This window comes from Shewanella sp. SM32 (assembly GCF_025654235.1).
GTDB classification, from domain to species: Bacteria; Pseudomonadota; Gammaproteobacteria; order Enterobacterales; family Shewanellaceae; genus Shewanella; species Shewanella oncorhynchi.
Genome location: NZ_JAKKRO010000018.1, coordinates 43,638 through 59,023, shown reverse-complemented (window position 1 = coordinate 59,023; position 15,386 = coordinate 43,638). Strand labels below are relative to the sequence as shown.

The 15,386-nt window shown below is 45.2% G+C and carries 11 protein-coding genes; 6 read left to right on the top strand and 5 right to left on the bottom strand.

The window, feature by feature from the left end; translation table 11 throughout:
• Nucleotides 1–30: 30 nt before the first annotated feature.
• The gene (locus tag L5M10_RS09750) at nt 31–1,296 is read right to left on the bottom strand and encodes an HD-GYP domain-containing protein (protein ID WP_168822982.1); all 1,266 of its coding nucleotides are present in this window, start codon (nt 1,294–1,296) and stop codon (nt 31–33) included.
• Nucleotides 1,297–1,827: 531 nt separating this feature from the next.
• Here L5M10_RS09750 and L5M10_RS09745 point away from each other — a divergent pair.
• Together L5M10_RS09745 and L5M10_RS09740 are read left to right on the top strand one after the other, a co-directional pair.
• Nucleotides 1,828–3,396, top strand: coding sequence for a methyl-accepting chemotaxis protein (locus tag L5M10_RS09745; RefSeq protein ID WP_113939382.1), 1,569 nt, complete (start codon nt 1,828–1,830; stop codon nt 3,394–3,396).
• A 361-nt stretch (nt 3,397–3,757) separates the two neighbouring features.
• Nucleotides 3,758–5,059 (top strand): DEAD/DEAH box helicase, encoded by a 1,302-nt coding sequence (locus L5M10_RS09740; RefSeq protein WP_028761337.1) that lies wholly within the window; start codon nt 3,758–3,760, stop codon nt 5,057–5,059.
• A 201-nt stretch (nt 5,060–5,260) separates the two neighbouring features.
• Here L5M10_RS09740 and L5M10_RS09735 read toward each other — a convergent pair whose 3' ends face one another.
• Entirely contained in the window at nt 5,261–6,151 is an 891-nt protein-coding gene (locus L5M10_RS09735; RefSeq protein ID WP_263162065.1) for a hypothetical protein, read from the bottom strand.
• Between the two features lie 361 nt (nt 6,152–6,512).
• On the opposite strand from L5M10_RS09735, the gene L5M10_RS09730 reads away from it, so the two are divergent.
• The 3 genes from L5M10_RS09730 (at nt 6,513) to L5M10_RS09720 (ending at nt 9,104) form a co-directional block, all read left to right on the top strand.
• Nucleotides 6,513–7,160, top strand: coding sequence for a peroxiredoxin-like family protein (locus tag L5M10_RS09730; RefSeq protein WP_219254075.1), 648 nt, complete (start codon nt 6,513–6,515; stop codon nt 7,158–7,160).
• A 132-nt stretch (nt 7,161–7,292) separates the two neighbouring features.
• Nucleotides 7,293–7,928 (top strand): DUF2913 family protein, encoded by a 636-nt coding sequence (locus tag L5M10_RS09725; protein ID WP_263148865.1) that lies wholly within the window; start codon nt 7,293–7,295, stop codon nt 7,926–7,928.
• Between the two features lie 423 nt (nt 7,929–8,351).
• On the top strand, nt 8,352–9,104 hold the full coding sequence (locus L5M10_RS09720) for a substrate-binding periplasmic protein (RefSeq protein ID WP_263255212.1): 753 nt from the start codon (nt 8,352–8,354) through the stop codon (nt 9,102–9,104).
• Between the two features lie 79 nt (nt 9,105–9,183).
• Here L5M10_RS09720 and L5M10_RS09715 read toward each other — a convergent pair whose 3' ends face one another.
• Genes L5M10_RS09715 through L5M10_RS09705 form a run of 3 tightly spaced genes read right to left on the bottom strand, consistent with a single transcriptional unit; the run spans nt 9,184 to nt 12,508 of the window.
• A complete protein-coding gene (locus L5M10_RS09715; RefSeq protein WP_028761343.1) occupies nt 9,184–9,705 on the bottom strand; it encodes a hypothetical protein in 522 nt (173 codons plus the stop codon).
• Between the two features lie 18 nt (nt 9,706–9,723).
• Nucleotides 9,724–11,847, bottom strand: coding sequence for an aldehyde ferredoxin oxidoreductase (locus L5M10_RS09710; RefSeq protein ID WP_263178123.1), 2,124 nt, complete (start codon nt 11,845–11,847; stop codon nt 9,724–9,726).
• Nucleotides 11,848–11,863: 16 nt separating this feature from the next.
• Nucleotides 11,864–12,508 (bottom strand): 4Fe-4S dicluster domain-containing protein, encoded by a 645-nt coding sequence (locus L5M10_RS09705; protein ID WP_263197105.1) that lies wholly within the window; start codon nt 12,506–12,508, stop codon nt 11,864–11,866.
• A 356-nt stretch (nt 12,509–12,864) separates the two neighbouring features.
• Between L5M10_RS09705 and L5M10_RS09700 the strand changes: the two genes are divergently transcribed.
• Nucleotides 12,865–15,234, top strand: a complete 2,370-nt coding sequence (locus L5M10_RS09700; RefSeq protein ID WP_263255211.1) for an OmcA/MtrC family decaheme c-type cytochrome — start codon at nt 12,865–12,867, stop codon at nt 15,232–15,234.
• Nucleotides 15,235–15,386: the final 152 nt, after the last annotated feature.

Genomic DNA, 15,386 nt, shown 5'->3' with positions numbered 1-15,386 from the left:
TTTCAAAACACGATTTAAAAACATGAGTCGCTAAACCATAGTAGGTTGTGCCATCGGCTGATAAGCATCATCCAGCGATGCTTTAGACAACACTTCAAAGTCCTGATGAATTTCAATAAAACAATCGACTAATTCAGGGTCGAAATGCTGACCTTTGCCTTCAATAATTAAGTCGATAGCCTCTTGGTGGCTAAAGGGCCGCTTATAACATCGGGGAGAAGTCAGCGCGTCATAAACATCAACTAGGGCCACTATCCTCGCCGAAAGCGGAATATCTTCACCTTTCAAACCAAGGGGATAACCACTACCATCCCACTTTTCATGGTGACCCGAGGCAATATCGCGGCCCATCTGAATAAAAGTACATTGGGGCGCATATTCCAACAAACTGCGTAGCACTTGTCCCCCGATCACAGGATGAGCTTTAATTTGCTCAAACTCCTGCGGCGTTAATTTACCCGGTTTGAGCAGAATCGCATCGGCGATACCGACTTTACCTATATCGTGCAAAATGGCCGACAAACTAATGTCTTGAATATAATCTTCGTTCAATTCTGCAGGAGGATTGGCGGCCAGTAGTCGCTGCGACGCGAGCATTTTCGAATACTGCCGCATACGTAGCAAATGCGCGCCTGTTTCGTTATCTCTGTATTCGGCGAGTTTAGCTAAGCCTAATACGGTAGCTTGGCGTGATGCTAAGGTTGAATCGAGTGCGTCAGCCAACTTACCTAATAAATAAGTAATAGTTAACGTCAACATGGCATTGGTCACGATAAAATTGACCACGACAACGGCCCAAATACCGACACTATAACCTTGGGTTTCAGGCCAATTGAGCCAATTAAAATGATAGGCAAAACCAATCAATACCAAACTTAGCCCATTCAAACACTGGGCATATAAGCTGGCTCGATTTCCTAAAAAAATACCGACTAACGGCGGGAAAATAAATAACCAGAAAAAACCAGCTCCCGAAGGGCCAATCGCAATTAAAAAACCGATGCCGATAGCAAAACCCAGCAAGCAGCCACAGCCAAAACGCGTACTATCAGCAAGCTTAGGAAAATACAGTAAAAGCAGTAAAAACAGATAAGCCAGCGTATCAAATACCACCATAAACCAGAGATCGGCGATGACGCATAAATACACACTAGTGATATATACAGGCACGCAGAGAATCGCTAGAAAGCCAAATAAACGTTCAAAGATCAAACGTCGCCAATGTGGCAGTGCCGCCGCTGTTCCCAAGGACGCTGTGGCTAATTTAGTTACACCACGCCTAAGTGATATCGCCATGGGAAGTTCCTCTTATGTAGCATTCCCGCTGTGAGCTAATAAACTAGAAGAGCAAAATCAAGATACACCACTGAAGCAAGGAAAAATAAACCATCTTTTGTTGCCCATTAAAGAATAGACTAAGGCCAATAAAGCGCTCCATGAATACTGCGATATCAAGCCGAATCAACGACATTAGTCCAATATCATCGAACATAATTTATATTTAAGATGAATGACAAATACCCACTCAAGACATAAAAGAATAACCCTATACAAAATACTAGAATTAACGATTTAACAGGATAAACGCTCGTTTAACTCCACATTCTCGCTACTTAAAAACTTTATATATTGCAATAGCTTATAAATACGACGAACGATTGATTTTCACCTGTCAGCCATGAGAAACCGCTCTCCTATACCCACACAAAAATGATACTCTTATCACATAACAAGCTTACTCCGATGAGAGTCAGCACAAGAAAATTCGCGCCTAACACCGCGTCCTGAACCCTAATGAACCACATCGGCCCTGAATGGACACACTAAATGAGCCAGAGTAACGCCTCAGCGAATAAAATAGTTAATACACAGAGATCAGATCAAGAAATCCGCTTAACACCACAAGATGAACTCATTTCCACCACTGATACTCGCGGTATCATCACTTACGTCAATGCCCGCTTTGCCGAAGTATCAGGCTATAGCGATCAAGAATTAATTGGCAGTGCCCATAATATGGTGCGCCATCCGGATATGCCGAGCGCCGCCTTTAAAGAAATGTGGGAAAAACTTAAGTCAGGCCAATCTTGGCGCGGCATAGTCAAGAACCGCTGTAAGAATGGTGGCTTCTATTGGGTTGATGCCTTTGTTTCGCCCTTGTTTGAAAACGGCACTATTATCGGTTACCAATCGGTGCGCATTCAGCCTCAAGCCGCCTACGTCACGAAAGCTAATGAGATTTACCAAAGACTCAAATTAGACAAATCCATTCCTAAACCCTTAAGTTTAATGCAAAAACGTATCGTATCTGCGGTTGTAGCCTCCACAGGTTTACTGATCGCTGGCTACTTTTGGGGCTGGGGCGTAATTATCGCAGGGGCGATTCTGATGAGTTTAAACCTCGCCATTTTCTACGATGAGGCTTTTCGTATTCCCGCTAAACTGATTGAAATGCAAAACAAATATGACTCTATCAGTCGTTACATTTACTCGGGTGCAGATACCTCTTCTATCCTCGATTTCCAGCTCATCATGCTACAGGCCAAAATGAATGGCGTACTGGGGCGCACCCAAGATCAAGCCAATCAATTACATGCAATTGCCGATCAATTAGTGGTCGCGACCGAGCAAACCTATGTCAGCCTAGATCAAGAGAAAAATCAGCTAGAACAGCTCTCTGGCGCGATGGAAGAAATGAGTTCAACCATCACAGAAGTGGCGCAGAATACCCATCTCACCTCCACCAGCATCAATACCGCCTATGATCTCTGCCTTAAAAGCAGTGCTAACATGAAGGCCAACACTCAAAAAATGGAGCAACTGGCAAAGTCTGTTGCCGATGCCACCAACAATGCCCATCAATTAAATAAAGAAGCCGAGCAAGTCGCTAATGCGATGGGCGAAATTGACTCTATTGCCGAGCAAACGAATCTCCTCGCCCTCAATGCCGCGATTGAAGCTGCCCGTGCGGGTGAACAAGGCCGTGGATTTGCCGTGGTTGCCGATGAGGTTCGCGCGCTATCGAGCAGAACCCAGCTATCAACGAACAGTATTTCTAAGAGTGTCGATAAGATGTTCACTATGCTCAACGCATGGGCCAAAGAAATGGAACAAAGCCGTCAACATGCGGAGCGTTGTGCCAGCGATATTCAGCTGTCCGCCGACAATGTAAACACCATTTACCAAGAAGTGAGTGACATCCACACCTTTGCCCAACAAAATGCAGTGGCAGCCGATCAACAGCGTCAAGTGGTCAATGAGATCGCCAGTAATATTCACTCCATCACCCATGCCAGCGCCGAGAACTTAGCTGCAACCCATCTGATTGGTGATGCCGCCCATCTTCTTAAACACAATGCCGAAAAAGCCCTTGGCCTGAGGCGCACCTTCGGTTAAACATAAATGCAAGATCCAAAATACCGCAGCCTAGGTTGCGGTATTTTCTAATATAGCGAGCTTTAATCCGTATTGTTGAGTCCATATTTTACTCAACCCTTGTATAGATCAATAAGACCTAGCCCACCTGAACCAGTACCAAGCCTTTTATCCCCTCCTGATGAAATGATGCAGATAAAATGCCAAAACACTAAAAAGTACAGGTTTTAACCGAAATTTTTGCTATACTCCGCGCCCGCCATTTTTCTTATAAAATCTGTGTGGAAGAATGAGCCAGCCGGTACACCTCTCTCCTTTAGACGAGTGATAAAGAGGCTAGTGGCGCTTGAATGTTTGAATAAGTGAACGATAGGAATCCAAAATGAGATTTGAATCTTTTAGTTTTTCCCCCGAGATTTTGCGCGCTATCTCAGATTGCGGTTATCAACAAATGACGCCTATTCAGCAGCAAGCGATACCTGCTATCCGCCGCGGCCAAGATGTCTTAGCCAGTGCCCAAACCGGTACGGGTAAAACCGCCGCTTTCGCGCTGCCGATCCTGCAAAAGATGGTTGAAAAGCCAAGCGAAACGCTAAAGTCGAATGCCCGCGTATTGATCCTTACGCCGACCCGTGAGCTTGCAGCTCAAGTGGCTGACAACGTTACGGCTTACTGCAAATACTTAAACTTTAGCGTATTAACCATTTACGGTGGCGTAAAGATTGAGACTCAAGCGCAAAAGCTGAAACGCGGCGCCGATGTGATTGTTGCCACCCCTGGTCGTTTACTTGAGCACCTTACCGCCTGTAACTTAAGCCTGTCGAACGTCGACTTTTTAGTGCTAGACGAAGCCGATCGCATGCTCGACATGGGCTTTAGCGCCGATATCCAAAAAATCCTTCAAGCGGTAAATAAGAAACGTCAAAACTTGTTATTCTCGGCCACTTTCTCAAGTGCGGTGAAAAAACTCGCCAACGACATGATGGTTAAACCGCAAGTAATCAGCGTTGATAAACAAAACACTACAGCCGACACCGTTAGCCAAGTAGTTTATCCGGTTGAACAACGCCGTAAACGCGAACTGCTTTCTGAGCTTATCGGCAAGAAAAACTGGCAACAGGTATTGGTATTTACTGCGACCCGTGAAGCCGCCGATACGCTAGTCAAAGAATTAAACTTAGATGGTATCCCATCTGAAGTGGTCCACGGTGAAAAAGGCCAAGGCAGTCGTCGCCGCGCACTGCGTGAGTTTGTGGCGGGTGATGTTCGGGTGCTGGTTGCCACCGAAGTCGCCGCCCGTGGTCTGGATATTCCAAGCCTTGAATACGTAGTCAACTATGACTTACCTTTCCTCGCCGAAGATTATGTACACCGTATCGGTCGTACAGGCCGTGCAGGTAAAACTGGCGTAGCCATTTCATTTGTGAGCCGCGAAGAAGAGCGCACCTTAGCCGATATCGAAAAATTGATTGGTCAACAGATTCGCCGCGTCACTGTGCCAGGTTATGAAGTTGGCAGCCGCGAATTGCTATTAAAGCAATTGCAAACCCGCCGCAGTTTTGCCAAAAAGCAACAAAGAACCGACAACGTCGGCGCTCAAGTTGCTGCTGAGAAAAACATGCAGGGCCGCCGCGTAAAAATGAAGGTGGGTCAAGCACCGAGCAAAGCGAAAAAGCTGAAATAAACAACTAACATAGGCAATGCACCTCGCCTATCAGTCTCGTTATTAAAGCAAAAAGCGTCCCAAGGGACGCTTTTTTATTGAGCCGAATTAATGAGCTATAAACCATAGGCTATAAGAGTGACTCGCTCTCAAAGATGGCTTATCTCAGTCCGAACTCTGTGACGAAGTCAATACTTAGCCTACATAACTGAGGCCGATCACTTATTCGAAAAAACCACCAAATAACTGTTTAAGCCTTTGCTCATCAATGGGATTTTCGCCGCGCCAACCCGCTAGCGGTAAGATGATGTCAGAGCGGATACTGCCCGAGTATTTGATATTGCAGATCGCTTCAAATGGCGTAAATGCTTCATAAAGCGGCGTAACATAGGAATTTGGCATGATGCCAAGCTCAGCTAACACCGTCAGTTGGCCACGGAAACTGTACTTTTTAAATTGAGGAATAATCTTGGCTTTCTTCACCCTTTGCTCGAGTTTTCCGGGTGTTTCATCTAAAGGAGCCTGACGGATAGCTTCAATTAATGCACTGAAGATGGCCACATCCTCTATACTGGGTTTACAAGGCGATAGCGTACAAAACTCTTGTAATTCTATGAGATTGTGCGCCCAGCGCTCGTTCCACACACTGCCAGCGTAACAGGAAAAGATTTCTTGTCCCTGCTCAATCCAGTTAACGCGCTTGATGGAACACACAGGACAAATGTCACTATCGGTTGCCATCGAATGTTCTGGTAGCGCCTTAGCAAACAAATAACTGAGAATGGGTTGACGACCGCGAGGGAAGCTTGAAAAACCACATAAATAGGCCGCCAGTAAATTCTCCAGCGCAAGATTCGGCTGCTTTAGTATCGCTTTATAGCCGAGCACCACATCATCATGACTCAGCTTAACTCGGTCGTTGACCGGATAGCCACTCTGTTCAATCAATGCGATTTCAGCATCAGATAGGCCTTGATAGGAGTAGATATAAGTTCCCGTATCGACATCAAACACATCGCCATTATCGATTCTTTGTTGATAACCATGCTCGTCTTTGCGGTACGACTTTTTATAATAGACTTTCTTTAACGCCTTAAATAATCCCTTATCCATTTACCACTTTCCTATTGAAAAAATTACCAAACATCACTTCAACCTTTCAAGGCTGTGGCAATACTATCACTTTCGCGTTCAGCGCCCCACCTTATCTCAGTTAATTAGCAGACTCGATTAGCTTACTCAATTAGCCCATGTTATCGGCTCACACCATTGACTCATATGAGACTAAAACGAGCTTTTGGGTGATTGAGCAATCATTGCTTTAAAAACACCACGATATCTGGATACACACTGCAATAAATTGCAGCATTCGCCGTTCTTATAGCTGTCATCCCCATTCACGACCCAACAAGCGTACAAACCAGAGCCAATCGCTTGAATTGATAGAATAACCCATAACTAAGAGAGATTACTTATGCCGTCCCTACTACAGCGCTTTTTATTGACCACCAGCCTACTGCTTGGCAGTTTTACCACGCTAGCTCAACCTATCGCTAAGGATGAATATTCGGTTAGCCCACTGCTCAATGGCGAACAAATTCCCGCAATTACCTTACAAGATATGAATGGCCAAAGCGTTGATTTAGCAAAATTAACCGCACAAAAACCAACCATTTTCTTTTTTTACCGTGGCGGCTGGTGCCCCTTTTGCAACAACCAAATGGGGCAACTAAAAGCCATCGAACCTAAACTTATCGACATGGGCTTTCAACTGGTGGGGATTTCCACTGATACACCCGCACAGCTAAAGGCATCGGCCGCTAAAAACGAACTCAAATATCAGCTACTTTCCGATGAAAAAATGCAGGCATCGCAAGCCTTTGGTCTTGCCTTTTACACTAGCAAACAAGTCACTGATACTTATCTGAGTCGCTTAAAACTGGATAACCCACTGTGGACAACGCCCGAAGGCGATAAACGCTTAGTTCTGCCAGTGCCGGCAATTTATATTGCTGATACTCAAGGATTAATCCACTTCCAATATGTGAATCCCAACTATAAGGTGAGACCCGCACCTAAATTGATTCTGACGGCTGCCAGCCTCGTCGGTGCACCAGAATAATCCATCCCTCATCAAAGCAGCCGTTAAGAATCGTTATCGATTTAGCGGCCGCTTTGCTAAACTAGCTCCGCCGCAATCAATATCGTCCAAGTTCAAATAGATAACATCACTTCAGCCCGCGGCGGAGTCATAATGAATTCTCAAACCTATAACCAAGCTGTGCTCGAACTCGCCCTTGCGGGTCTTGCCGATTTAACCGCTTCAGCACAGACCAAGAAAGCCCAGCGCACCTCTGCGCAGGAAAGTCATTTTTTGTGTAATTGGATGGTCGAGTCCTTAAAGGAAAAACGCTTTTCTAAACTGGTAGCCGACGATCTCACGGCTTGGATACGTTTGGCTCGCAGCCAAGGTGCGGGCGCCGAACTCAAGCGTTTACTAGAAAGGATAGTGTATCAATATCAATCAATTGAGACATCTGAGCCCGCTTTAGGCACGGCATTAAATGCCATGATAGAAACCTTAAAACAAGCCGATTGGTTAGTCTTTACTGACACTGAAATCAGTGCCAAGCTGAAACTCGATGGTGATGGTCAATCTAGCTTAGTGATTGATGCCAAAGAATTTAATCAACATATTAAAGACAATCAGCTGATCAAGCCAATCAACTTATATGTCCGCGCCGATGAACAGACACTAACGCGTATCGCCCTGTCCCATGGGTTATTACTCAGCCAAGGCAACAAGAAAACCAGTTTGATTAAGCACCATAAAACCTATCAAATTTTCCCTAATAATCAGCAACCAGCTTTGTGTCAGCTATTGGCTTAAGGTAATACCAATCGTATTAAATATCTGTTCATTCAGCGGGAGTTCAACGCGCTTTAGATAAGGCGAAGGCTTGAAGGCATAGTGGTGCTCTGCCGAAAGCCTTAAACGCAGTATAAAGCGCGTTGCCATGTAGTGAACATCAGCCGCCCTTCGGGAGCCACACAGGCATCCCACTCCGGTGTTGCATTGACTTAAAAGGGAATAACCATTTCTGCGTCAATGCGCCTTGGATTGAGATGCCTGTGAGGCTCTGAACTGATTAGATATTTAATGTGATTGGTATAACAGCGAAAAGCAGAAAATAGCTTGAATATGGCGGATGTGACTGATTGTGATCCAATAAACAATTCATTCACACAGTTTAGATAGAATGACCATCGGATAGGTCTTGGCTAAAGCAGAGATAACAAGGATAAAAGCAATATGGTTAAGCGATGTTTGCAGTATAAACACTTAGTTCGATTTGCCTTGTTCACCCTTTGCTTGACTCAACAGCATGCCTTTGCGGAACAGCTCAAATACAATATCACTGGCTCCTATTCTTGGTATCCGTATTTTATCGGTGATCAAGCCGAGGCGCCGGGGATGATCACTAAGCTTATTCCGATGATTTTATCTATGGCTGAAATCAAAGGTGAAATCCTCGCCCTGCCGCCCAAGCGCACCAATAATGCGCTAGAAACCGGTCAACTCGACTTTGATATCGTCAGCCCTAGTTGGTTTGAAAAGCAGGATTTAGGGCCGCTGTTTGTCAAATCGACCCCCATAATGCAAATCACTGAATATGTGGTCACATTGCCAGAGAATGTCAGTAAATATAAAGATATCAGCCAGATAAAAGGCCAAGAAATAGGTACAGTGCGCGGTTATTTATATCACGACGATAAAGATTTTATCCGCGCAGACTTTACCTCAGAGCAGGAGCTGATCAAAGCCTTAGATAAACACAGAGTCAATGCCGTTATTGCTGGTAATTACCCAGCCTTGTATTGGTCGACTCAGTTGCGGATCCCTGTCGCACTGGCGGCAGTGCATTCTGATGGTGACTTAGTGTTTAGGTTACGAAAAGAACATGCCGATTTGCTTCCTGCCATCAATCAAGCCATAGCGACACTGAAGGCCAATGGTAAAATTGACGAAATCATCAAAAAGTACACTCAAACGCTGGCAAGCTAATCTCACGCTAGCTATATGAGATATTGCGATAAAAAAGCGCCCGAAGGCGCTTAATCAATATCAATAAGGTAGCAGAATCTCAGTTTGACCATTCACAAGGATCATAATTAGCGAGGACGGCCGCATAGCTGTGACTCAACCCCAGAGTAGAGTAGTAATAACCTTTCCCCTGATTGTCCACTGCATAATGGATATCCTCGGCCCCTAGCTGTTGTGGTAATTGCTCACGCACATTGGCTAATGTAGGCTCATCATAAAGATAGGGGGCAAACGTCAGTACACTCTCCAGATAGACCTCAGTATGGCGGCAACTATTGCGACGGATCTGGGCAATAATCGCCTCAAACGCTTCACCCCGCTCCAACGCTAACCATTGCTCAGCGTAACGTTCAACTATGCTTCTATCGGAATAGAAGAAATACCGCTTATCCGACAAACGCATCTGCACATCCTTGTAAGCCTCATTGAGGATCAGGCGAATATAACTGTTAACCGTTTGCTCACTATCCCACTCGAGCCCTGCCACGGCGGCGATTTGCTCCGCCGTGACTAAGCGTCCGTGTTGGCTAAATACCCTGATATAACCGACAAGTTCAATCATAGTGTCCAACTATAGTGTTCAACTGGGTAACAGGCCTCGCGCCGCCAATCTATCGGCAACAAAACCTAGGCTAAACTTGTCGAGCGTGGCCCGAGTTGGCGCACCGGTTTGAATATCCCAACCAAAGGCTTCATAGAACATGTCCAGCGCCGTTTGCATGTCAGCGCGGTCCATCTTGATGGTGCCCTCTTGACCGAAGTTTTTATCTGGATTCAAATCATAAACCCAGTCACTGAGCACATCATGCTCTTCGCGCATATTGCTTTCATTCATTTGCAATACGGTTAAGGCACGGTGTAAATGCAGCACTCTTTCCGCCTTAAAGTCCAATTCCGTTTCTGTGGTTTCAATCCCAGTCACTAAACTGAACATCTGCGATTCAATGGTGCTATCGCCTTCATAGTTGCGATTTTTATCCGGTGATGCCAGCAGTGGGAACATCCAATTACACAGTGTCAGAGAGTCATGTAATACGTTTTTCACCAGCGACCATTTTGCAAAACGGATCTTAGCCACATTGATTGGGGTATACCAATTCACCTTATCGAATGCACCTTCACCCCATTTTTTCTCGGCAATCGCCACTGTCATATCGTGTGGCAAACCACTGTTAACTATGTTGATGTGGGAATGGCACTGAGCATCACGGTTAAAGACGACGTTGATTAACGTACCCACCTGACCCGCGGTTTCACTAGCATGGTGCACGGCAGCATTAGTTTTCTTGTTGAATACCTTAGTGGCACTTTCTTTGTGAATATCCCAATTACCTAACTTGGGATTGGTTCCATCTAAACCCCAGCGCTTGATCAAATCATATAAGCCGTCGGCCATATGGGAAATTTCACCTTCTTTAAACGCCACTCGGCGATAAAAATCAAGTAAGAAAGCGGGATCTTGGTTATCCCAGAGCGCCCAAGGAATACTATTAAATTCATCTTCAGGTAATAAATGCTTAAACATATCCTTTGTTTTTAGGAATTTAAATAGATGAGAAATGGAGCCATAGTTACACCAAATACCATAGTCATCGAGAATATGAGCCCCTAAAGCGCCCGCCATCGCATGTGCTTCTGTACCATTTTTGGTGCCCATTAAATACTGTGGTACGAGGAATCCCATACAGACGTTAGATATATGTTCGGTTTTACGACCGTATTTGCTTTTCAATTCAGGGACTTTTAGCTCGCAGAAGCAACGTATTGGGCATGAATGACAGCCTCCCGTACGCTTCATCCACTTATTGGCATATTCCACACCTATGTAGCTTTCTGCCATCGAAGTTCGAAACCCAATACGATTGCGTTCATTCCATGGCACTTCGCCTAAATCGATTTCTTGATCGGCAGCGCCCCACTTCAAACCGGGCCGAGATTTCCAGCGGCTGATGGGTGCTGAGTACTCAGCCCAAGATTGCGGCGTTGAAGGAACGACACCATTATTGTTGGCACCGATAATACCTAAAATATGGTCATCTAAGGCACGCATCTTTTCATTATTGGCGGCGATTTTAACGGCACCAGTGCCGATAATGCCGATCCCTTTACAATTTTTGGACCCCATTACCGAGCCATGACCACCTGCTGAATGCCCGCCCTGAGTCATAATGACAGAAAGAGGCACTTGGTTTTCACCCGCTTGGCCAATCGCAGCGACTTGTGCATTGGGTCCCATCATTTGCGCGATCATAGCGTGGGTATCAAATATACCTTTACCCCATAGGGCATCGGCAGGTTCAATCGTGACCTTATCATCCACAATTTTAAGCCACACAGGACTGCTCGCTTTCCCCTCTATTGCTATCGCATCGAAACCCGCAAATTTCATTGCGGGTGAAAAATGCCCACCAAAGTGACCATCGGCAATCAGATGTTTTTCAATTACAGGACTACGGGAAGTAATGGTTGTTCGTCCAGTACAAATAACGCCTGAACCCGTTAATGGCCCGGCAGAAAAGACAATAATATTATCTGGGTCGATTGCTGTAATATTATCCTTATGATCATCCCACAATATTTTATAACCAATACCCATACCACCGATATAGTCATAATATTTATTGATTGGCTCATACCATATATGATTAGTTGTTAAATTAACTCTGAGGACTTTACCCGCCCAACCACCTATTTTATCACTCATATTATTTCTCCTGAATTTAAGAAACTAAGCCGGTATATTTTTCGTATTGTTCTAATGCAGCTTCAGCCTCTTCCCAGTTATAAAATTTAATTGCACCTGTAGGACAAACTTGCGCGCAGGCAGGTTTACCGTTACATAAATCACATTTGACGGCTTTCATTTTACTGCGAACAACTTTAATGACTTGCTGAGGACACTTATCTGCACAATAACCACATCCGACACAACGTTCTTCATCAATCACTTTGGCGCCAGTTTGTTCGTTCGTTGAAATAGCTTGCTGTGGACAAACTTCAGTGCAAACTTCGCAGTGGCGACAAGTGGAAGGAACAACGGTTTTATCGCCGCACACTCCTCGTTGTATTTCATAGTCAAATTGCACACCATGTGGGCCATAGTTCATATTTCTTTCTACTTTGACGCGGGCAAGTGTCGGACTGCTATCCCCTTCATGGTTCCAACCACAGGCAATTTCACAGCGTCTGCAACTAACACAAACCGTAGGGTTCACCACCATGAGTCCACCAGGCATGACTTCTACTATCTCTTGGCTATTACTGTCACTGCCACAACCGGTCAGAAAACTTATTAATGTTCCGCTATAAACTGTACCGACAGCAACGCCCATACCGCCTTTAAGCATTCCTCTTCTGGTAATCATATTTGATCCTTTATTAGTCAAAGCAATATAATTAAAATATGCATACACTTTGATTCCCGACAATTTATGTTAAAGTAATTATGTCCTTGACTTTTTGACCTGCGTCACAATTACCCATATTGGGGCATTATTAGATCAAGTTACACGACATGCATCAGAGTAACGTTTTCAAGAATTAACAATTCAACATCTAGCAAATTTAAATAATGCCTCACTTCAAATTACCTTAATATAATTAACAAATAACTTTTAAATTTGGTTAATTAAGTGCAACTCGACTCATAACTAAGCTAATATCTATACCGCATACATTCCGATTAGAGTCCCGACAGAATCTAATTAAAAAGGAATGGAAAATGATGAAAACGAATACCCGTTCTCAATGGAAAATCTTTACGCCAATGGCAGTCGCAGTCTGTCTGATGACAGCCTGTTCCGATGGTGACGATGGGAAAGAAGGACCACCAGGGATTGTGAGTATCAGCATTGAACAAGCGGATACACTCAAAGCGACAATAGAAAATGTGGTTATCGATGCACAAACTCATGTGCAGGTCGATTTCTTCCTCAGCAATGCCAATGGTATTGCGGTCACAGGACTAGAAAACCTGAAGGAGCTAGATACCTTAGGTGTCGGTATTGCCAAATTAGCACCGCCGCAGAAGCACTATCAAATCACCCAAGCCGCGGCTAATGCTATGGCAACAACTGGCACAGAAGTCATTAACTCTGCAGCAAGCGCGACAGATGCTGCGTTGCAATGGACCAGTTACATCAATAATCAAGTAGAACCTGCCACAAATGCCCAAGCGAATGCACAGACTCAGTGGCAAGCTGGCATTGAAAGCAGCTGTAAAACGGCGTGTCTAACCTCATTAGGCGCGGGCCAATACCGTTACACTTTGAGTAAACCACTCACGGGTTACTCCCAATTTACGGGGATAGATACCCAGTACTCGCCTGAGCTCACCCACAGGATTTACCTAGAGTTAAAACCGTTAGCAAACAGCACAATCGACACTCAGTTGATCAACAGCGTGTACGATTTTGTGCCCGCCACAGGACAGACTGTCGCGGCGGATATGGGCCGTAAAGTGATCGCGCCGGAACAAGCCTGTTTTCGATGCCATAACCCAGACTTAGCCAATACCGATACTCGCCTTTTGATGCACGGCAATAAACGTTTTGCCTTTGAGGGCTGCGTTGTCTGTCACACGACTTACTCTGGCGATCCTGAAACGGGTAATAGCCTTGATATGGCGACATTGACACACCAGATCCACCAAGCCAAATATCAAATTGTAGGTTACAAGGGGCAGCTATATGACTACGCCAATGTGACCTTTCCCGGTGATATGACCCAATGTCAGCAATGCCATATTCCCGGCGCAACGGCGCAAAGTGGCAATAGTAATATCCCCAGTAAAACCGCGTGTCTTGACTGTCACAAAGCGCAAATTCCCGCAGATTGGAATGGCACTGTAGCGGGGTTATTCCACAATAGGGAAATTTTTGCCAACCCATGGACACTGGGCTGTAGCGGCTGCCACCCTGATAGCACTAATCCTGAAGGTGTTGGGCTTTTCCACAATGCCGCCGTGAAAACAGCCACTAAGCTGGTGAGCGATTTCCAAGTTAAGTTACTGAGTTCGCAGCTAAGCGTTGAAGCTAAGACCCTTGCGGTGACATTGCAAGTGCAGCAAATGGAGCAACTGCCCGCCAGTCAGCCTATGATAAAATCCTTCTGGTTGATTGCCACAGGTGAAACAAATAGCGCGAACATGCCAATCAATAACGGCCAGCGTAAAGTGTGGGATTTATTAGCAAACACGAGCGACGTCGCCTTAAAAATTACCGCACCCAATCAGCTAACAGTCACTATATCTAACCTGTCGGCTGCCGATTTTGGCGATCTGAGTCAGTCAAAACTCTACAGTAAACTAGTGCTCTGTGCCGATAAAAATACCGGCTTTGCCGTTAACTGTAATATCGCAAATCAAGAGGTGAGTCTCAGTGCCATTAATTCGCTAAGCCTGCAAGGTCAAGCTGTTACAGCAAAAGCTAAGGTCGATGAACAGGCCTGTCGCCAATGTCATGATCAAGGATTAGAAGATAGAGTTCTGTCGGCGCATCAAATGAAAGGAATTTTTGAACCCAATAGCAGCTGTGGCACCTGTCATGCACCGCAAACAGCAACCGCACTGACCGATGGGCAATGTCAAAGTTGCCACAGTAATGATGCGATTATGTATCTCAATGCCAATGTGATGCATACTCCTGGGGCCAGCCAAATCAAGCCCTATCGCACCATCAACAATACTTTGAGCTACAGGGAAATGGTGCATTCACTGCATGCGGGAACCCGCACTGTAGTGGGTTTTGATAACCCACGTCCCGAACTCACTTACCCTAATGCAAAAAATAACTGTAGTGTTTGCCATAGCGCAGGACAGCTCAGTCTCGAGGGGCTAAGTGCACAACAATCCCTGTTAGTTGCGACACCCGATGCAGCCAACATAGGGCAAATTGCCGAGTACTCACCAACCTTAGCAACCTGCACGGCTTGTCACACGCTTATCGATAGTTTAATCGTCCATGCACGCAGCTTTGGCGGAGTTTACCAAAGTGATGCCAGCGGTGGTCGAATTTACCAATCAGGACAGGAGTCATGCGCAACCTGTCATGCCGAAGGTCGCTCATCAGGGGTCGACAAGGTACACAAATAAGCCGTTAGATTTGATTTAATGCAAAAAAAACGCTCACCATAATGGTGAGCGCTTTTATTTCATTCGTATTATTTATCAATACTTTATCCGCACAAGGCTCAAAAGAGCAACGGCGAGCGCTTTACTTGATTTGACTTAGTTTAATGTCGTTG

Bases quoted from the DNA above. Each gene is read 5' to 3' on its own strand.
- L5M10_RS09750 (WP_168822982.1), bottom strand. From the start codon at position 1,296: ATGGCGATATCACTTAGGCGTGGTGTAACTAAATTAGCCACAGCGTCC.
- L5M10_RS09745 (WP_113939382.1), top strand. From the start codon at position 1,828: ATGAGCCAGAGTAACGCCTCAGCGAATAAAATAGTTAATACACAGAGA.
- L5M10_RS09740 (WP_028761337.1), top strand. From the start codon at position 3,758: ATGAGATTTGAATCTTTTAGTTTTTCCCCCGAGATTTTGCGCGCTATC.
- L5M10_RS09735 (WP_263162065.1), bottom strand. From the start codon at position 6,151: ATGGATAAGGGATTATTTAAGGCGTTAAAGAAAGTCTATTATAAAAAG.
- L5M10_RS09730 (WP_219254075.1), top strand. From the start codon at position 6,513: ATGCCGTCCCTACTACAGCGCTTTTTATTGACCACCAGCCTACTGCTT.
- L5M10_RS09725 (WP_263148865.1), top strand. From the start codon at position 7,293: ATGAATTCTCAAACCTATAACCAAGCTGTGCTCGAACTCGCCCTTGCG.
- L5M10_RS09720 (WP_263255212.1), top strand. From the start codon at position 8,352: ATGGTTAAGCGATGTTTGCAGTATAAACACTTAGTTCGATTTGCCTTG.
- L5M10_RS09715 (WP_028761343.1), bottom strand. From the start codon at position 9,705: ATGATTGAACTTGTCGGTTATATCAGGGTATTTAGCCAACACGGACGC.
- L5M10_RS09710 (WP_263178123.1), bottom strand. From the start codon at position 11,847: ATGAGTGATAAAATAGGTGGTTGGGCGGGTAAAGTCCTCAGAGTTAAT.
- L5M10_RS09705 (WP_263197105.1), bottom strand. From the start codon at position 12,508: ATGATTACCAGAAGAGGAATGCTTAAAGGCGGTATGGGCGTTGCTGTC.
- L5M10_RS09700 (WP_263255211.1), top strand. From the start codon at position 12,865: ATGATGAAAACGAATACCCGTTCTCAATGGAAAATCTTTACGCCAATG.